General features: G+C 34.8%; 10 protein-coding genes. 3 read left to right on the forward strand and 7 right to left on the reverse strand.

From position 1 onward, the window contains the following. Positions 1-236: 236 nt before the first annotated feature. From LNP23_RS19060 to LNP23_RS19080, 5 genes are all read right to left on the reverse strand, one after another. Complete coding sequence (locus LNP23_RS19060; protein ID WP_230002434.1) at positions 237-5,231, reverse strand: glycosyl hydrolase family 18 protein; 4,995 nt, start codon at positions 5,229-5,231, stop codon at positions 237-239. Positions 5,232-5,701: 470 nt separating this feature from the next. Beyond that, positions 5,702-7,786, reverse strand: a complete 2,085-nt coding sequence (locus LNP23_RS19065; RefSeq protein WP_230002435.1) for a beta-N-acetylhexosaminidase — start codon at positions 7,784-7,786, stop codon at positions 5,702-5,704. Between the two features lie 159 nt (positions 7,787-7,945). Beyond that, positions 7,946-9,883 (reverse strand): glucosamine-6-phosphate deaminase, encoded by a 1,938-nt coding sequence (gene nagB / locus LNP23_RS19070; protein WP_230002436.1) that lies wholly within the window; start codon positions 9,881-9,883, stop codon positions 7,946-7,948. 111 nt (positions 9,884-9,994) lie between these two features. Continuing rightward, positions 9,995-11,566: a RagB/SusD family nutrient uptake outer membrane protein gene (locus LNP23_RS19075; RefSeq protein WP_230002437.1), complete on the reverse strand. Its 1,572-nt coding sequence runs from the start codon at positions 11,564-11,566 to the stop codon at positions 9,995-9,997. Between the two features lie 10 nt (positions 11,567-11,576). Continuing rightward, a complete protein-coding gene (locus LNP23_RS19080; protein ID WP_230002438.1) occupies positions 11,577-14,627 on the reverse strand; it encodes a SusC/RagA family TonB-linked outer membrane protein in 3,051 nt (1,016 codons plus the stop codon). A 957-nt stretch (positions 14,628-15,584) separates the two neighbouring features. Here LNP23_RS19080 and LNP23_RS19085 point away from each other — a divergent pair. The 3 genes from LNP23_RS19085 to LNP23_RS19095 all read left to right on the forward strand — a co-directional run bounded on the left by LNP23_RS19085 (position 15,585) and on the right by LNP23_RS19095 (position 18,984). After that, positions 15,585-16,637, forward strand: a complete 1,053-nt coding sequence (locus LNP23_RS19085; protein ID WP_230002439.1) for a sensor histidine kinase — start codon at positions 15,585-15,587, stop codon at positions 16,635-16,637. Continuing rightward, a complete protein-coding gene (locus LNP23_RS19090) occupies positions 16,627-17,328 on the forward strand; it encodes a LytR/AlgR family response regulator transcription factor (protein ID WP_047773330.1) in 702 nt (233 codons plus the stop codon). The genes LNP23_RS19085 and LNP23_RS19090 overlap by 11 nt, the downstream gene beginning before the upstream one ends. A gap of 180 nt (positions 17,329-17,508) precedes the next feature. Beyond that, complete coding sequence (locus tag LNP23_RS19095) at positions 17,509-18,984, forward strand: MFS transporter (RefSeq protein WP_230002440.1); 1,476 nt, start codon at positions 17,509-17,511, stop codon at positions 18,982-18,984. 74 nt (positions 18,985-19,058) lie between these two features. On the opposite strand, the gene LNP23_RS19100 is transcribed toward LNP23_RS19095, so the two are convergent. Together LNP23_RS19100 and fsa are read right to left on the reverse strand one after the other, a co-directional pair. Further along, positions 19,059-19,553 carry a hypothetical protein gene (locus LNP23_RS19100; protein WP_047773335.1) on the reverse strand — a complete coding sequence of 165 codons (495 nt, stop codon included), beginning with the start codon at positions 19,551-19,553 and terminating at the stop codon, positions 19,059-19,061. 89 nt (positions 19,554-19,642) lie between these two features. Beyond that, complete coding sequence (gene fsa, locus LNP23_RS19105; protein ID WP_047773337.1) at positions 19,643-20,299, reverse strand: fructose-6-phosphate aldolase; 657 nt, start codon at positions 20,297-20,299, stop codon at positions 19,643-19,645. Positions 20,300-20,325: the final 26 nt, after the last annotated feature.

The raw sequence follows: 20,325 nt of genomic DNA on the forward strand, positions 1-20,325 counted from the left end.
TTAAATAATCGATAAAACTTATAAAATATAATCTCGAAAAACGGCAAAAAAAAACCCGACAATACAATTGTCGGGTTCATAATGCATTCCTTCAGGCGAAAACCAAATAACAAATCACCTCAATTCGCAGCATTTATTCGAAATATAAAAACCAGATTAAAAAATAAATAACCAAACTCAATTTTAACCGTCCCAATTTTTTTATTTCTAAATTTTCCATTCTTTAGTTCTAAACCTTAGTTTAAAAAGTTCATCACTTTGAATGATTTTTTATTTCCTGCTCTATCCGTTACTATAACGACAAACAATTGTTTAGTCGTAAAGTTTCTGTTCTGAATCAGGATTTCTTTATTATTTTGAATATTTTTATGACTTACTAAAGGTTGTCCAATAGTATTAAATACATCCACCTGAGCAATATCTTCTGTTTCATTTGAAACTGACAAAGCATCATTTTTAAAATAAGCTACTGTACTGCTCTTCGCTTCAATTTTATCCAGAGATAAAGTTTTTGCCGCTGCTTGTGAGGCAAAATATGCTGCGTAAGCTTTAGATAATTCAGATGAATTACCACAAGAAGAAGCATCCCAGTTTACTGACCAAGTCATTAAACCTCTTAAAGAAGGATAAGGTCCGCCTGGCTGCATCGTGTATGTTCTTCCTGTAAAAGTCGTTCCGGTTCTTAAATAATGCATCGCATTAATTCCTTCTGCCGGCGTTATAAAACCGCTACCTGCTGCACTTGGACAAGCGGGTAATGCAATAAGAACTTTTGAAGCCGGTAAACCATCAAAACGCATTCCGGTTGTAGCAATGTTATACCCTTTTATTATCATATCCGTTAGGGCAGTTACCATGTTTGCTCTCTTAGCTGAACCATAATATTGGCCATCTAATCCATTTTCACCACCTGTATTATACAATTGTACAGCTAACAAATCCAATTCATTACGCAAGTTTTGAATGATTGGCAGGAAGGAACCAAAAGTATCATTATAGGTAGAATATCCTCCTTGTACGTATTGTGTTTCCGGAGCTGCAGTTAATAAGAATCCAGGGCCATAGTGTGCTTTTAATTCTTTGCAAGCATCTACTACGTTTTTCAATCTTGGATAAGCAGAAATACCCGCATAAGAAATATCTCTTAAACCTCCTGCATTAAAATTCATCGATCCGCCTTCAAAATCAATATCAACTCCATCAAATTGATACTCATCAATAATTGCTTTTAAACCATTAACAAAAATATTTTTTTGAGTTACATTGTCCAAAACAACATGACCATTTTGACCTCCAATAGAAACAATAACAGGAACGCCGCTATCTCTTAAGGATTTTATATCGTTTTTCAACAATTGCTTATTGAAAACATTATTCGTCAAATATCTAGTATCATTTGTAGTTAATACTGGTGTATAACCATCACGATTAACGGTTTCTACGAAAGCATAATCAACTACGTTAAACTTACTTCCCACCATTTGAGAAAAATATAAAAATGGAGCACCGGCATTTTCCCAAGAATGCGCATATCCTAAAATAACTTTTGGAGGAAGCGGAATAAATCTGTTGGTGCCTATTGGAGCAATTTTAACCGTATTGTTTAATGTAGTTACGGCAGATCTATTATCAGTTGCTTTGATTACAACCGGATAATCTTGATAAGCAGTAGGTGTAAAATTATACGTATAGGTATTATTTGCACTTGCTGTCATGTTGAACGTACCACCATTGATGGTAATAGTAACACCTGAAACCGATCCGTCACTATCAACCGCTGTAACCGAAATTGGCACAACTTGGAAAGTACTTTGGTATACAGTAGTATTCGATGGTGAATTCCAAGTAACTACAGGTAATTGATTTGGGCAGTTTGCACCAGAACAAGTTAATGTAAAACTATATGTTTTTGAATCTGTTGTTCCGTTTGACGCAGTAGCCGTAACAGTTAAGGTATGACTAAGCGAAAACTGATTTGCTACTGGTGTCCAAATCGCTGTATAAGTTCCAGAAGAATTGGTAGCATTCAAGCTTTGTCCATCTAAACTAAATACAACAGATGAAATTGTAGTAGCATCAGCAGCACTTAATCCAACACTAGCAACAAAATTAATCGCTGCTCCTAAATTTATAGCAATCGCCGAAGCTGTTGGCGCTGTAATAGCAACCACTGGTTTAGTCACAACCACCGCTTGTGTATTGAAATTATAAACTTGTGGCGTTGTTGGCATTGCGAAATTCGCCAGATTGTTTGGAAAATAAGCTACTTCCCCATTCTGCCAAGAGTTCAATTTTAAACTTAAAACCTGCGCATAACCAGCTACAACCGTATTATCATAGCTGAAGTTTCCTTGCGCATCTGTTGTAGCAAGAACACTTTTCCATCCGTGTGTATTGTCAGTCCAAGGCACAACCAATTCTACTTTAGCACCTGATACCGGAGTAGAACCATTTTTTACAGTACCACTAATTAAATTTGTACTGGCCAAACTTTGTGCAAAATCTACTGTTTTGTTACCTGATGTAGTTGTCAAAGCTGTTGAAGTCGGAACGAATGTCAAACCTGTTTTTACAGCTGTCACTTTATAATCTGATCCTAAAGCTAAATCTGAAAAAGTATAAGCTCCTTTAGAATCTGTCGTCGCAGTTAACGTTTTAGTACCCGAAACTGCCGAAATTACAGCACCGGAAACCGGAGTAGATCCGTTTAAAACTCTTCCATTTATTGCATAAGAAGCAACTTTAGCCGTCGCAGATGTATTAAAATTATATACTTGTGGCGTAGTCGGAACTGCAAAATTTGCTAAATTACTTGGTAAATAAGTAACTTCATTATTTTGCCATGAATTCAATTTCAAACTTGAGATAATTGCATATCCGTCTATTACTGAATTAGCAAAGCTGTAATTTCCTTGCGCATCTGTTGTGGCAAGAACACTTTTCCATCCGTGTGCATTATCGGTCCAAGGCACGATCAATTCTATTTTCGCTCCCGAAACCGGAACTGTACCGTTTTTAACTGTACCGCTAATTTTATTTGTTCCAACGTTATACTCTGTAAAATTCAAAGTTTTGTTGGCTATCAAATTCGTATAAACCGTTGAAGCCGGAGTATATGTTTTTCCTGCTGAAGCAGCCGTTACCGTATAATCTGAACCAGATGGCAGAGAAATACTATAAGCCCCACTTGCATTAGAAACTGCTGAAACAGGCGCTCCTGCAGAAGTTGCTGTAACCGTAACTCCCGCAGCCGGTGTAGTTCCATTTAAAATAGTACCACTTACTGTGTAATATACGATTGCCGAACCTTGTGAGAAATTCAATGTTTGATTAGCACTTATTGCATTATAAACCGTTGAAGCCGGAGTATAAGGAAAACCCGTTTTAGCTGCTGTAACTGTAAAGTTAAGTCCTGCTGTTAAACCTGTAACGCTATAAGTACCAGTTGCACTGGAAACAGCTGTTAAAACTGTTGTTCCTGAAGTTGCTGTAACCGTAACTCCGGAAACCGGTGTAGTGGTAGTTCCAACTACTACAGTTCCGCTTACCGTATATAAAGGTTGTGTTCCCTGAATTACTACTCCTGTTTGATTAACCGTTACATTTGTTAAAACTACAGGTGTAAAGTTATAAGCCGCTTTTGTAGCAGTAAGCGTATAATTTTGACCTGAGACTAAATTATTGAATGTAAAATTACCTGTTACGGAAACTACATTATCTACCACCACATTACTTGAGTTTTTTACTTCTATGGCAACATTAGGTACTAAAGCTGTTCCGCTTTTTACAGAACCCGCTATGCTTACTGTCCCCGGAACAATGCTTCCAAATGAAGTATCTACCTGAGTCAGTAAAGAGTTAGGTATTGCACCTCTGGTATCTTGAGATAGTTCCCAAACCATACCACCGGCAAGGTTTCTCGATTTAATATACTGCACTTTTAAGTCCATCGATTGTTTATCTTCATAGGTGATAAACTGTTTTAAAGCAGCATTGTATAAATAAGGAACTTTGGTAGTATTATCAAAATATCTAACCCATCCTGCAGCTGCTGCAGTTGGTGTAACCATCATGGTATTCGGATCCAGATAAGGGTGTGAGTTTGTAACCGGATTTCCAACTAAATCACAAATCTCTATACTTCCTGATTTTTCACAGGCTGCAGGACCATCCCAAGTTCCTGCCGGTGGTTGTGGATTAGCACATCCCGAAGTAGCATCTCTTGGTGCTGCAACAAATAAACCCGGAAAATTAGGTGTAGTTCCATTATTAGCAACATTCTTAAAAATCTTACCATAATAAGGTAATCCCATGATCAATTTGTTCGCAGGGAAACCGATCACATTCAAATACTGATTGGTTAACTCATCTAATGATTCAGATTGGCTTGCACCGTACAAAGGATCGTTTGGATTTCCACTTGCATACAAAGGAGCGTTGTAACAGGTTTTATCGTACCAGTTTCCACCAAAATCATATCCAAAATAAGTAATGTAATCACAATAAGTCGAAATATCTTCAGTCATTCCGTATTGCCCTCTGTTCAAAGGTCCTAAATACTGAGAAACAACATTTCTAACGTTATTTCCTGCTGCGATAGTAACTAATTTATTTGGCATTGCCTGGCGCATTGCTTTCAATAAATAAACTAAGTTTTTATTGTCGTCCGGACTGTGTTTTTGTGGAGGAATAGGAGCTCCGTTAATTACTTCAGTTCCGTCTGTCCCTCCTATAACCGGATACTCCCAGTCAATATCAAATCCATCAATAAATGGATACGTTACAATGAAGTTTGCCATATCTGCAGCTAAAGCAGCTCTTGCCACCGGGCTTGCGGCAATTGGAGAAAGATCCTGACCTTTAGTCCATCCTCCAACAGAAATTAATATTTTCAAATGCGGATACTTTTCTTTTAACTTTTTCAAGTCATAAAAATTCCCTTTTACAGGAGCATCCCATGGAATTCCACCTTCTGTATGCTCAAAGTCAGCATAGGTATCCAAACATTTTAACTTTGTATTCTCCGGACGGGCAGGATCAAAAGTGGTCCCGTAAAAAGAATAATTTAAATGGGTTAACTTGCTCCCGTCTATCTTGGGAACGTTGTAATCCCGGGCATAAATGGCCCATTGTGCATAGTACCCTACTACTTTTTTACCGTGAGCTGGTTGGGCTAACGCAAGTAAGGGAAACAACAAGAACAAAAACAGTAATCTGTAATAATGTTTCATAATTAATAAATATTGGTTAATAGAAAGTAAATATTCCAATCGCAATACATCAGCTACTGAAAATCAGCATCTGACAAACAACAATCAGGGTTCAATCAATTGCAAATAGAAAACATTGCAATCGTTGTACTTTAATTCGATTCATTTCTATAAATAAATATTACTATTACTGATTTCGACCATAATCATTAGCGAATAGCATTGATTGATATTTATGTATAACTTCTTTTTTAAAAAAATTGTAATAAATAAAATGGATAAATTTGGGGGGTAATTCATCAATCTAAAATTCTACTTTTTGTCATGTTTTGTTATATTCTCTTATTTGGTTTTAAATGTAAATACTTATTTGGTTACTCTTATTAATTCTTTAACGGATTAGCTCAGCAGTTTACCAAAATCATCTCCACCAGAAAACTTCTGGCAGAGACAGGAACAATCTTGGTAACTTAAACTAAACTTACTAACTCCTAATTCAAATCAAAATTTTGCATTAATTTTTTCAAACTTTTAAAAACTGCCAATTCAACATCGGCATGATCTTTAGCATCACATTGTTCGATCAGATTTTTCAATTCTTCTGCTTTTAAAGTTGATTTATTATCTAAAACAAGTACTAATTGTTCTGATGCATCGCTCAATTTCTTAGCTAAAGGCAAAATGGGTTGAACTAAAGGTGCATTTGCACTCAATTCATTTAATCCTTTATTCACTGCAATCCATTTATTTAAAAATGCAGTTACTTTTATTTTATTTTCCAGTGATTTATTTCCCAAATACTGATCTACTGTAGCATCAAAAGCTAAAGCATCTTTGGCATCCGGAGTACAAGCATCTGCAAAAAGTGTAAACGGAGAATACATCTGATATTCTGTTCCGCCTTTATTTCTTTTATATCCTTTTAATGGTTCACAAACATTACTAAAATCATTCAATGCTTCTACATTCTGATTGTTAGCGATATTTCTTAAAATAACATCTTTATTACGAATGTGTGTCAATCCAAGTTCTTCCAGTCTGAATGAAACCACTTCAAGACGCTTGCGCATATTGGCTACGTCTGTAATATTCTCTGATGACCAAAGTCTTTCTGCAATTGCAGCTGTTCTAGGCCAAACTCTTGAATCTATAGTTGTTGGTGTTGCAAGTTCGGACCACATTGTAGCTTCGCCTCCTAACACTCTTGCTTTTTCTTCTGCTGATAAATTGGCTCCCTTGGGCATCGGATCATTCAAATAATGACTTTCGATTGGGTACATCAAATCGATATAAAAACCATTTGACATAACTGATTTGTATCCTTTTTTTACGGCATCAATCAAAGACTGACCTGCCACAACTCCTTCATTAGGACCTCTCCAGGCATGTATAATAGCTTCTTTTGACATGTTTTTAGTCAAAATCTCTTCCCAACCCATTAATTGCTTACCGTGTTTTTTAAGCATCGGTATCAATTTCATGGTAAAATAAGTTTGTAACTCGTGGTTGGTTGCTAAGTTATTTTTCTTTTTAAATTCTTGAATTTTAGGATTTGAGTCCCAGTCTTTCCCTTCGTTTTCATCTCCCCCGATATGAAAATAAGACCCGGGAAATAGGGGACATACTTCGTCAAACAATTCACTTAGTAATTGATAGGTTTTAGGATTTGTAGGGTCTAATGTTGGTGAAAAAATACCCGCATTTCTCTCAATTCCATAGGTTGCAATAGCAGTTCCCTGAATATTTTTTTCTGTAGTTCCGCCAGTCAGCGTTATCAATTTACTGCCAATTTCGGGGTAAGCAGTTAAAATGGCTGATCCGTGGCCCGGAACATCGATTTCCGGAACTATTAAAATACCGCGCTCATCAGCATATTTAACGATATTTTTTATTTCCTCTTGTGTGTAATACATCCCATCTGAAGCTAATTCTATTAACTTTGGGTGTTTTTTCATTTCAATTCTCCATCCCTGATCGTCTACTAAATGCCAGTGAAAAACATTCATTTTCATAGCGGCCAATCCATCCAAATTTCTTTTAACAACATCTACAGGCTGAAAATGTCTTGAAACGTCCAACATTAAACCTCTCCAAGTAAATCTTGGAAAATCTGAAATTTGAGCATTTGGAAAAAAGAACGAAGTGTTATTATTCTGCATGATTTGCAATAACGTTTCAAGGCCATGTAAAGCCCCTAAATCGCTGGTTGCATTAATTGTAATTTTGTCTTTTTTAATATCTAAATGATAACTTTCATCTTCGTACAAACCAATTTTACCACTTTTATCACAATTGATCTGTAATTCAGCAGTAGGAAATTCATTTAGTTTTGTAATAAAACCTTGTTCAAAAAAAATACCTGTTCTACCATCTAAGCGACGCAAGAAACGAGTGACACCACCAAAAATTCTTGGATTTGGATTTCCGGTAATGTTTACTTTAAAATTTTTAGTTAAAGTAAAACTTCCATCGTTTAATACGATACTTTGAGGCCACGGCATAAGATTTAGCTGCTCTTTTTGAACTTGAGCACTAGAGGTCAAACCCGCTAATAGTAGGACTAGTAAATATTTCATTTTAATGTTTTTTGTAAAGATGTTATCCTGAGACAACATTAATAAATAGATAATAGAGACAAAACTCAGAAGGACTTCAATTGAACCTCACTAATTACAATAAAATCAATCTGAATTTTGTCATTTGATTCGCTCTAACCGAATCTTTAAAAAACAACGCTAATAATCAAAACGTTTAAAGGCTTCGATTGCTTCGTATTCAGCCAAACCTAAATCGTCATAAAGGACAGCTGTATTTTTGTTGCGATCTTCTGCCCTAACCCAAAATTCCCTCGAGTCATTTCCTTGAAACATAACTCTGTCTTTTTGTGATTGATGGTATAAAATCGCATGACGTTTTAATAATACTTCTGATGGACTCAACGGAACGGCCATGTCAATTTCGTGAATATCCCATTCGTGCCACGCTCCTCTGTACAGCCACAACCAACAATCATCCATGTAAGCTTGTGGTTTCAAAGCGGCCATTGCGGCAAAAATAGCATTTAGACAAACTTCATGTGTTCCATGCGGGTCTGCTAGATCTCCTGCTGCAAAAACCTGGTGTGGTTTTATTTTAGCAATGATATCCTTTACGATCGCAATATCATCAGGTCCCAATGGGTTTTTCTTAACTTGTCCTGTTTCGTAAAAAGGAAGATCTAAAAAATGAGTGTTTTCATCTTTTAAACCGATGTATCTTGTGGCAGCATAAGACTCTCTTCTTCTGATAAGTCCCTTTAATTTTCGAACCTCTAATGAATCGATTTGATTTTCTGATTTGTTGTTCAAAAATTCAATTACGGATTTAAAATTAATATCCGCTGCTCCGGTACCAATAAAGTCGCTGCCAACTTCTGCAAATTTTAAAGCTTCATCATCTGTTACTGCAATATTTCCTGAGGTTTGATATACAACATGTACATCATGTCCTTGTTTTATCAATTTTGAAAAAGTCCCTCCCATTGAAATAACATCGTCATCGGGGTGCGGACTAAAAAGGATTACTCGCTTTTTTGCAGGATCGGCTCTTTCAGGACGATGCGAATCATCCGTGTTGGGTTTTCCGCCTGGCCATCCTGTAATGGTATGCTGCAAAACATTAAACATGTTGATGTTCAAGTCATAAGCAGAACCTTCTTGCGCCAAAAGATCTGACATACCGTTATTGTTGTAATCACGGTCTGTTAATTTTAAAATGGATTGTTTTGTTTTTTGGCACAACCAAACAATCGCTTTACTTTTTAATTCTTGTGTCCAAATACATTCTCCGACTAACCAAGGTGTTTTGAAACGTGTCAGCTCTGAAGCTGCGGATTGGTCTAATACGAAAGTCGCATTAGGGTGATTTTGTAAAAAGGTGGCCGGAACTTCTGAAGAAATATCTCCTTGAACTGTTCTTTTTATGATGTCAGCTTTGTTCTGACCCCACGCCATTAATACAATTCTTTTAGATCTCATAATGGTAGAAACTCCCATGGTAATAGCTCTTTTAGGAACATTATCTATACCATTAAAATCGGACGAAGCATCTACTCTTGTAATGTGATCCAGTGTAATAATACGAGTACCGGAGTTGATATGGGATCCCGGTTCGTTGAAACCTACGTGACCTGTACGACCGATACCTAATAATTGAAAATCAAGACCTCCTGCATTTTTAATATTCATTTCATAATCGATACAATATTGATTTAATTCATCAATAGCGATTGTACCGTCTGGAATATTAACATTATCAGGATTGATATCAATATGATTAAAAAGATGCTGATGCATAAAATGATGATAGCTCTGATTGTTCTCTTTGGTCATCGGATAATATTCATCCAAATTAAAAGTGATTACATTGCTAAAACTTAGCCCTTCTTCTCTGTGCATTCTTACTAATTCCTCATATACTTTTATAGGAGAGGAACCTGTCGCTAAACCTAAAACGCAAGATTTTCCTTTCTCTTGTTTCGATCGGATTAATTGAGCGATTTCCTGTGCTACAATTAGGGAAGCTTCGGTAGAATTTTTGAAGATTTCGTTGTGAATTTTTTCAAATCTTGTCTCTTCAAATTTCCCCGCGCTTTTATAGCTGATATCAGGTTTTATTTCTAAAGCACTTTTCATTTCTTTTCTTTTATACTATTTACCCTTTTGGTTTTTGAAATGGTATAAGCAACTTTCATCACCCATACCATTTACTAACCAAACTTAATATTCTCTTTTTTTTAGCTTGTATTAAAAGTTAGGTGCGTTAACATCCCACCAAAGTCTGGTTGCACCATTGTCAGGCCCTCCCAATTTCGCAACTCCTGATGCCACACCACCTGGATTTGCATTTCTTTCAGACGTAACAAAATTTACTCTTCTAACTCCTAAATGTGAATCGATCACTCCACCACTTGTGTTTTTAAGAACATCAAACTTCTTTGGATAGCCAGTTCTTCTAAATTCAGACCAAGCTTCCTGTCCCTCAGGGAAGTTTGCAATCCACTTCTGAGTAATAATTTTTTGAAGTTTCACCTCATTTGTTGCAGCACCATCCCAAGCAACCGTTACATTATTTACTGCTATACCATTATTTGTAGCATCAGCCGGGTCAACATAATTCTTAGCTGTTTTAACATTATCCGCAGTATAAGTCGCTGCGCCTGAAACTCCATGCTGATCAAAAGATGCTTTAATACCTGCTTCATACAAATCTTGTGCAGTACCTTTCATATTCCAACCTCTTAAAACACCTTCAGCTCTCAAGAAATAAGATTCTGCCGCTGTCATCCAAATTGTCTTATCAATATCAACTTTTGAAAGATTTGCGTGATCAGAATCATTAATAATATTAATCCCTGTACGAACCCCGATATACTCTCCGTTAGAATTATATCTAGTTGATTTTGTGAAAAATGCTCCCAATCTTGGGTCTTCGTAACCTCCCATAATAGATTCTATATCAGCGGACATTGAAATATTCCCCCATCCTTGAGAAATTGCAGTAACAGGATTACTGTAATTCGGCGTATTTACTACAAATGTGTCTTCAACAGCAGTCATTACCCCTATCTTATGAGAAACTGCTTTTTCTGCCTCCGTTTTTGCTAATGCCGGCGCAACCTTAACAATACGCATAGCTAATCTTAAACGTAATGAATTAGCAAATTTCACCCATTTGGTATAATCACCATTATAATTAGATAAATCAGAACCTTTGTTAAAAGAAGTTGCTTCACCAGCATCTATTCTCTTTGTTAGTTCAGCAACTGCAAAATCTAACTCACTAAACATCTGAGTATAAACTTGCTGTTGAGAATCATATTCCGGATTAACTTTTCCGTAGTTAGAATACACAATAGGACCATAAATATCTGTAACTCTATGCATTGCCTCTACCTTCATGATTAAAGATATAGCATAGAATTGATTGTATTTTCCTTTCGTTTCCTTTTCAATTTTACCAACAGCAGACATTACTGTCAAGTATGCAGTGTCCCAAGCTTGCAAATTCCAACTATCAATAAAATTGTAAGTTGTATTATTAGACCCTCCTTCAAAGATTGTTGGTGTTGCCAAATAACCAGACCAAATATCCCCCTGTAAGTTTTGTTGTATTTGATACGGCCAAGCTGTAAGAATAAAAATATTATTATAGATTGGAACAAACAAAGATTTAATATTATTAAAATCTTGTTGCAATTCTACTTGCGTTACGTTATTAGGGTTAGTATTAATTTTCTCAAAATCACTTGTACAACTTATTGTCGTAGCCAACATAGATAAACATATCCCTGTTTTTTTTATAGTATTCAATTTCATGATTGTAGTATTAGAAAGTTACATTTAAATTAAGACCGATGCTTCTTGTAGATGGCATTCCATAAATGTCAACACCCTGTAAACCTTGACCTGTACTTAAAACTACGTTTGGATCGAAAGGTGCATCTTTATAGATAAAGAATAAATTTCTAGCTATTAATGACAAGCTTGCAGATTGCAAGAATGGTATATTTTTAGGCTTAAAGGTATACCCTATAGATACCTCTCTAACATTAACGTTAGTCGCATCATAAACATATTCACCTAAAATACCAGCTCTACCACCAACTTGTTGGTAATACTCTTTAGCTCCCATTGTTGGCACAGCAGTTCCCGTAGTTGTAACACCATTAATTGCTACTCCACCAGCATTTCTTGCATCAGCAGAAGCTTGAGATACACCAGAAGCGTCATTAATCGCTTGAGTCATACTCAATACATCTCCACCAACTCTTGCGTCAATTAAAATGTTAGCAAAGAAAGATCCATACTTAAAACTATTAGAGAAGCCTAGCAAGTAATCAGGATTCGCATTTCCGACATTTTGAAATCCGGTTTTCAAAATAGTTTTACCATTTACATCTAACAATGTTCTACCTTGGGCATCTTTTTGAATATTATTTGCTTCAATGACTCCAAATGGCTGACCTTCAATTAACGAGTATTGATATCCATTAGATCCCGGAGGAGTAATAATTAGCCTTCCATTAGTTCCTGCACCACCTAAGTCTTTAACTTTGTTTTTGTTTTGGGAAAAATTTACCGCAGCATCCCAAGTAAATTTATCTCCTCTAAGAATTGCAGCACTTAAAATAATCTCGATACCTTTATTTTCAATTGTACCTCCATTAATACCATATTGTGTATATCCATTTGGATCAGAAGATGGTGCAGCTACTAAAATATATTGATTCTTAGTTGACGAATTGTAATATGAAATCTCAAAACCAAGTCTGTTATCAAACATTCTCCATTCTGTACCAAACTCAAACTCTGATTTCTGCTCCGGTTTTAATGAAGTTCCTGGAGCAGGGGCAACAGTTGGTGGTTGAATAATACCACCTATTATTCCTGTGCTCGGATTAGTTGTAAAAGCTGCAAAGTCATTACCTACCTGAGCATATGCTCCACGTACTTTACCAAAATTAATCCAACTTGGCATTTCTATCATCTCGCTTAAAATACCTGTCAAACCTACTGATGGATAAAAGAAAGAAGAGTTATCGGTGTTTACCAATGCAGATGACCAATCATTTCTTCCTGTAACGTCTAAGAACAAATAATTTTTATAACCTAAACTCGCAGTTGCAAAAACAGATTGCGTTTCTTTATTTGATGCATAAGTCTGAACATTCAAACCATTATTACCAAAATTCCCTAGTGTAAACCAGTTTGCGTAAACGAGACCATTCCCCGGTCCTGAACCTCTACCTGAATCTAAAATAGTACCAACTCCCGTCACTTTTTTAGAAAAACTGGCTCCTACAATAGCATTGAAATTAAAATCAGGATTAATCTCTGTTTTAATTGTAGCAATTAAATCACCATAAGTTTGAGTACTAACATTATTTGCAACATAATATCTTCCATTTTCATGAGATAATGCAGCAGCAGAGGTAGCATATATTTTTTTATCAAAACCATTTTCAAGGCGATCATAACTATATCTTGCCGCAACGTTTAACCAATTTGAAAATTTATAATCCAATCCCACTTTACCAGTGAAAAATCTATTCTCATCTACTGATTTATTTCTGTTAATTAACCAATAAGGATTTTGATTAACATCTGTAACCTGATTGTTTGTCCAATTTTGAACCATCATATTCCTAACTGGATCAAATACTTCGTAATTTTGCTTATAATAATTGAAATCATTTCCTCTTGGCATTAAGTAAAGCCCTGTAAGCGGATTAAAATAGAGCCCATTTACCGGTTTATTATCAATTTTTTGAGAAACATAATTTGCATTAGCAAAAAGGGTTAATTTGTTGTTAAAAAAACTCTGAGTTTGTCTAACCCCGAAATTGTTTTTACTTAAAGAATTGCCATCAATAACTCCCTCAGCCGTAGTATTTGCATAAGAAAAACTTGTCGTAGAAGTTTCCGTTCCAGTAGATAAGCCAAATGAAGTAATCTGAGTGCTACCTGTCTGAAAAAAATCTTTTACATGATCAGGAGAAGATCCTTTTGCCCCCCAAGTATCATTACCTTTAGGAAGAGCTACATATTCCGTTTGAAACTTAGGTAGATATGCTGCAGTATCAAAAGTAGAAACTGATGAACCTGTTATTGTAGTCTTTCCTGCTTTAGCTTTTTTTGATGTTAGCATAATAACACCATTAGCTCCTTGACTACCATACAAAGCTGCAGATGCCGCCCCTTTAAGCACTGTTAAATTTTCATAATCATCAGGGTTCAAAAGAGAAACAACATCACCTCCATCTCTATTCCCTGTCTGATCATTACCAAAAGAATCGTTAGGTTGTCCTGAACCTTCATTAAATAAAGGAACACCATCAACAACATAAAGAGGTTGACCATTTGTAATAGAAGAGTTACCTCTAATTAATACTTTAGTCGAACCACCAACTCCATTTGCACTTTTAGTTACGACAACACCGGCAATTTTACCAGCAATTGTATTAATAACGTTTGCATCTTTTACACGAACTAATTCCTCACCTTTTAATTCCTGAGCCGAATATGTCAAAGATTTTTTACTTTTCTTAATACCTAATGAAGTTACAACAACTTCAGTAAGAGCATTTGATGCTGCCTGTTGCATTTTTACATTAACTGTAGAAGCATCGCCTACAACTATTGCTTGTGTTTCCAAACCTACATATGTAAAAAGTAATGTTTGCCCTTTTTGTACTTCAATTGCATACAAGCCATCAAAATCAGTCGTAGCACCTTTCTGACTTCCTTGTACAGTAACAGATGCCCCTGGTAACGGCAATCCGTCAGAATCTGTAATCACACCTTTGACACTTTTTACCTGAGCAAGGGAAACTTGCGCGGTAAAAGCCATCATAAAGATTAAGAAAATTTTTTTCATGTTTATTTATTTTGTTAGTTATGATGTAAATTTATTCTTAACGTATTGTTAAAAAAAATAAATTATACAAACGGTACAAAATTTTAAACAAACGACATTAAACATTCAATAATGTGCTTCTCGAAAACGTTTTCCTATCACTATAGTATATCAATTTTAAGATAAAATTATATAATACCTAATTATTTAGCTTATTTATTACACATAATAATATTTCAAACAAAACCCAATAAAACGATTCAACACACTCATAATAAGTATCTTACATTGAATTCAACTCAAATTCAATAAAACAAGACAACCATAGCTATCATAAATTTATCTAAACAATTGTGCAACTCATTCACAAGAATTTTAATTGCTAAATAATCCTGTAGTTGCAACTTTTAAAACTATATACCTTCTTTCAATCCATTATACCTATATTAATGTAACATCAAAAGAATCCATTACCAACTCTCAGATCATTATACCTTCGGTATTAAGAAATACGTATTCAATTTTTCTCCCAAAACCTCTCGTACAAAATATTCCATTCTCTTAGATTATATATTAAAGAAGCTTATACTCCTTATTAGTTTCATAAGCCTTCGACTTCGCTCAGGATGCCCCTTCGACCTCGTTCAGGATGACAGTTGTAAAATGATTTAGTTTACATGAAAAAGATTTTATTGTTGATTCTTGATTTTTTACATTTTACTTTTAAAATCTCACTCTTAACATTTCACTAATATCATTTTACTTTTAATACCTCACTCCTATACTTTCACTCAAAAACAAACATTAAAAAATATTACACATTTTGTTTTACGAAAACGTTCTTCATCAAAAACAAAGCGCTACTTTTCTTTTTTTTGAAAATTTTATTTAAAAGAATTGTGTTTTAACAACTAATTGTTTAAAGTTGCAGAATATTTATTCAAAAGGATAAATACCATTAACCTTTTAAAAATAAAGTTGAACGAAATCCGAAAATTAAAATTCGATATTAAACTTCAAAATCACGTTTGGTTTTGGGGAAGCTATTTTACTCTTAATTTTTTAAGATGGGGTGCTTATTTCAATGATTATCCTTATTCATTCAAATCGAATCTTATTGAGTTCTCCTTACACATTCCACTGGTTTATTTTAATCTGTTTGTTTTAGTGCCAAAATTGGTATTAAAACAGAAATACATTCAATTCACCTTATCCTTAATAGTGAGTCTCCTCGGAATTTATTTAATAAAAACCGCCCTTACCTATTATATTATATCTGAAAATATCTGGCCGGAAGCCAACCGCGAGTACCATCCTTTTGACATCAATCACATTCTGGCAGTTTGTATTGGCGAATTGTATGTCGTGGCCATGGCCTCTTCTGTCTATCTTACTTTGACCTGGTTGCGAGAGCGGGAAAGAAACCGATCGTTAAGAGAAAATCAATTCAAAATCAAGTTAAAATACCTTGAAAACCAGATCCAGCCTCACTTTTTCTTTAACACCTTAAATAATTTATACGCCTTATCCTTAGAATCCTCCGACAAAGTTCCGGATGTGATTATCAAATTGTCTCATTTGATGGAATATGTATTGTATGATGTAAAAGGAACCAAATCTGTTCCACTAATAAAGGAAATAGACTATATTCAAAATTATATTGAAATCGAAAAGCTACGTTTTGAGAATGTAGAAGTCACCATAAATCTGGAATCTAACATAGAAGATATTATAGTTCCGCCGTTAATATTTATTTCGTTGGTAGAAAACGCCTTTAAACATGGTGGTTTAAACAATCGCAACTTAAAAATAAAGATCAACTGCAAAGTTATTGATGGCAAAAAGTTAGATTTTGAAATCTTAAATAATTTTGTAATTTCACAAAATCTAAATTCAAAAGGTGGAATTGGATTAACTAATACCAAAAAGAGATTAAAATTAATTTATAAAAACGATTTTAGTCTAACACATGCAACTAAACTGAATTACTATATAATCCGTTTGCAAATACCTATTCATAATGAAAATTAAATGCGTGTTGATTGATGATGAACCATTAGCAATCAAAGTGCTGCAAAATTATTTCGCTAATTTTACAGACTTTGAAGTTATCGGTACATTCACTAACTCTTTAGAAGCACTGGATTTTATAAACAGTACTTCTGTTGACGCTATCTTTTTGGATATCAACATGCCAATGATGACCGGTTTTGAATTAATCAGCCTGCTTGAAAATAAAACCAAGGTCATTATTACAACTGCCTTTAGAGAATTTGCTGCCGAAAGTTATGATCTTGATGTATTAGATTATTTAGTAAAACCAATTCCATTACCCCGGTTCATAAAATGCATTAACAAAATCACAACCGAATACAATTTAAAAAACAATATTAAAGTAGAAACCACCAAAGGGGACTCTCATATTTTTATTAAAGTCGATAAAAAAATGATGAAAATTAATATTGAGGAAATTCTGTTTGTTGAAGGCATGAAAGAATACATCAAGGTAGTCACTCCCGACAAAACCTATATCACACATAAATCTTTGACTTCTTTATCTGAGGAATTACCTTCGGATCGCTTTCTACGCATCCATAAATCATACGTTATTGCTTTAAACAAAGTAAAATCTATTGAAGGCAATCGCATTCAGATCCAATCTTATACAATTCCAATTGGCCGAAACTACAGTAAAGAGGTTAAAAACAAGATTTTAGAGTAAAATCAGTCTTAGAAAGGTCATTTTTCAAAAACATAAAAATTAACACTTTGTTGAAAAAATAGTGTTGTTGGTTTAAATTTAACATTATTTGTGTCATTTTATTTTTTTTTGATTTACTTAACAAATATATTTACGGTCTTCAAAAAACATAAATAAAAAAAATTAACCTTTACTACTATTATGAGTTCAGAAAATGTACAAACCAAATGGGGGCAATTTATCTCTCTGATAATCGTCTTCTTTTTTTGGGGTTTTGTCGGATCAGCAAATGACATCCTCATCCCAGTATTCAAAAAAGTATTTACCTTATCACAAGTTCAATCACAATTAGTGGCTTGGGCATTTTATGCTGCCTATTTTGTAGGGTCGATGATTTTCTTTTTAATCTCTTTAAAATCAGACGTTTTACAAAAATTAGGCTATAAAAAAACACTTTCTGCAGGATTAATTCTTTCAGCAGTGGGTTCTTTTTTATTCGTTCCGGCGGCTACAATGGAAAGTTTCCCTTTCTTCTTGACTGCTTTGTTTACGGTAGGTTTAGGATTTTCTATTCAACAAATTGTAGCAAACCCATTGGCTATTAAAATGGGAAGCCCGACAACCGGAGCACACCGTTTGACTCTGGCTGGAGGTGTAAACTCTTTCGGAACCACTATTGGCGCGATTCTATTAGGAATTGCTCTTTTTGGAATGGGAGATAACAAAAAAACAAACCTTTCTCTAGAAGACATCAAACTACCTTTTATCATATTGGGACTTGCTTTTATTATAGTTGCTATTTTCATGTATTTTTCTAAAATCGAAGATCCTGCAAAAGCAAATGAAGAAGAAGCTAAAATTGAACATAAACATGCTTCATTCAGCATTTTAGACTACCCTCAATTGTATTTAGGAATGTTGGGTATCTTTATTTACGTTGGAACTGAAGTTACGATCATTAGTAATCTTCCGGCACTTTTACACACCCATGAATTTGGTAACATTCTGGAAGATGCCATTTCTCCTTTTATCGCACTTTATTGGGGAAGTTTAATGATTGGTCGTTGGAATGGTGGAGTTAATGTTTTCAACACCTCAAATCTTATAAACACCGCTCTTAAATTTATCGTTCCGGCTTTGGCTTTTGGCGTAATTATCGGAGCGAATGTATTTGCTGCACATGATGTTTCTTCTTTCTATATCTACCCTCTTTGGATTTTACTATTCATCGCCGTAAGTTTTGTAGGTGGCAAAAACGCAGGTAAAACATTAATGCTTTTTGGACTGTCAGGTATCGCAATGATGTTTGCCGGATTAGTTTGTCCGGATACTGATATTGCTAAATTTTTCTTTATTTCGGGTGGATTGTTCTTATCTATCATGTGGCCGTCTATTTTCGATTTAGCGATTGCAGGTTTAGGAAAAAACACAGGAAAAGCATCTTCTTTCTTAATCATGATGATTTTGGGTGGTGGGGTAATTCCATTGATACAAGGAAGCATCTGTGATTTAGACTTAACAAATCCAAATGGAATATTCGGAATTACATACACACACTTCTCTTATATCGTACCACTACTTGGTTTTGCTTACTTAGCATTTTATGGTTTCTATTGCCCTAAAATACTAAAAAGACAAGGTGTTAGTCATGTGGCAAGTGAAGGAGGAGGTCATTAAAATCTTCTGAAAATCACATAAAAAAGCCCCGTTTTACAAAATGTAAAACGGGGCTTTTTTATGAAACAGCTACATTATTTCGCTGCTATAATATTACTCAGATTCTTTTTAAAAACTGCCTTGCTTTTATCCGACAAAGTATAAACCACATCTTTGTCCGCATGAACAATAACTTTGACAATATCAAGCGCTAAAAGCCCTTTAGGATCTTTTATCTTAAGCGTGCAAGCACCATCAAAAAAACCATCATCTTCGATCACTTTTTTTGCCTGCATTACAGTTCCATCACTTAATACTGCAGAAATAGTCATTTCTTTATTTAATGTTTTCGAATAAAAGCCATCCATCACCAACATCAGGCGATAGGAGTTTTTCATTTCCGGGCCTTTAAATTCGTGGCGTGTAATGTTGTAGCGCAACCCTTTTGCCAGCATCTGAAACTTTTCAGAACAATCCAGTTCAAACGTTGCTACATCACCCGCATCGTTTACACTTGTCAATACTTTAGCCTGCGCATTTATTTGCGAACTTGCTATTAAAAACACTAAAACTGCCATTAATTTTTTCATAAATAGATATTTTAAGGTAGCTAAATATAAAAAAAATCGCTGTCTTTCTAATGAAAAACAGCGATTTATAACTATTATTTAGTAAAAAACTATTTATTACCTTTCTCAAAATCAGCAACAAACTGTGCCAATCCAATGTCAGTTAATGGGTGTTTTAATAAACCGTAAATTGCAGAAAGTGGTCCTGTCATAACGTCTGCACCGATTTTAGCACAGTTTACAATATGCATTGTGTGACGTACCGAAGCCGCTAAAATCTGAGTCTCATACCCGTAGTTATCATAGATTTCTCTAATCTCTTCAATAAGATTCAAACCATCTGTAGAAACATCATCTAAACGACCAATAAACGGAGATACATAAGTTGCTCCCGCTTTTGCAGCCAATAAAGCCTGACCAGCAGAAAACACTAAAGTAACATTTGTTTTAATTCCTTTATCAGAGAAATATTTAGCAGCCATAACACCTTCTTTTGTCATTGGCAATTTTACCACGATCTGATCGTGTAATTCAGCCAACTCCTCACCTTCTTTAACCATTCCGTCAAAATCAAGTGCATTTACTTCAGCACTTACATCCCCTTCAACAAGGTTACAGATGTCAACGTAATGTTTCAAAATATTGTTTTTTCCGGTAATACCTTCTTTCGCCATCAATGACGGATTTGTAGTTACACCATCTAAAACTCCTAAAGCTTGTGCTTCTTTAATCTGAGCTAAATTAGCTGTATCGATAAAAAATTTCATATTTATTTAAATTTAATTGTGTTCGT

The sequence above is a fragment of the Flavobacterium cupriresistens genome, assembly GCF_020911925.1.
Classification (GTDB): Bacteria; Bacteroidota; Bacteroidia; order Flavobacteriales; family Flavobacteriaceae; genus Flavobacterium; species Flavobacterium cupriresistens.

Coding starts and splice junctions, on each gene's coding strand:
- LNP23_RS19060 (WP_230002434.1), bottom strand. CDS start 5,231: ATGAAACATTATTACAGATTACTGTTTTTGTTCTTGTTGTTTCCCTTA.
- LNP23_RS19065 (WP_230002435.1), bottom strand. CDS start 7,786: ATGAAATATTTACTAGTCCTACTATTAGCGGGTTTGACCTCTAGTGCT.
- nagB (WP_230002436.1), bottom strand. CDS start 9,883: ATGAAAAGTGCTTTAGAAATAAAACCTGATATCAGCTATAAAAGCGCG.
- LNP23_RS19075 (WP_230002437.1), bottom strand. CDS start 11,566: ATGAAATTGAATACTATAAAAAAAACAGGGATATGTTTATCTATGTTG.
- LNP23_RS19080 (WP_230002438.1), bottom strand. CDS start 14,627: ATGAAAAAAATTTTCTTAATCTTTATGATGGCTTTTACCGCGCAAGTT.
- LNP23_RS19090 (WP_047773330.1), top strand. CDS start 16,627: ATGAAAATTAAATGCGTGTTGATTGATGATGAACCATTAGCAATCAAA.
- LNP23_RS19095 (WP_230002440.1), top strand. CDS start 17,509: ATGAGTTCAGAAAATGTACAAACCAAATGGGGGCAATTTATCTCTCTG.
- LNP23_RS19100 (WP_047773335.1), bottom strand. CDS start 19,553: ATGAAAAAATTAATGGCAGTTTTAGTGTTTTTAATAGCAAGTTCGCAA.
- fsa (WP_047773337.1), bottom strand. CDS start 20,299: ATGAAATTTTTTATCGATACAGCTAATTTAGCTCAGATTAAAGAAGCA.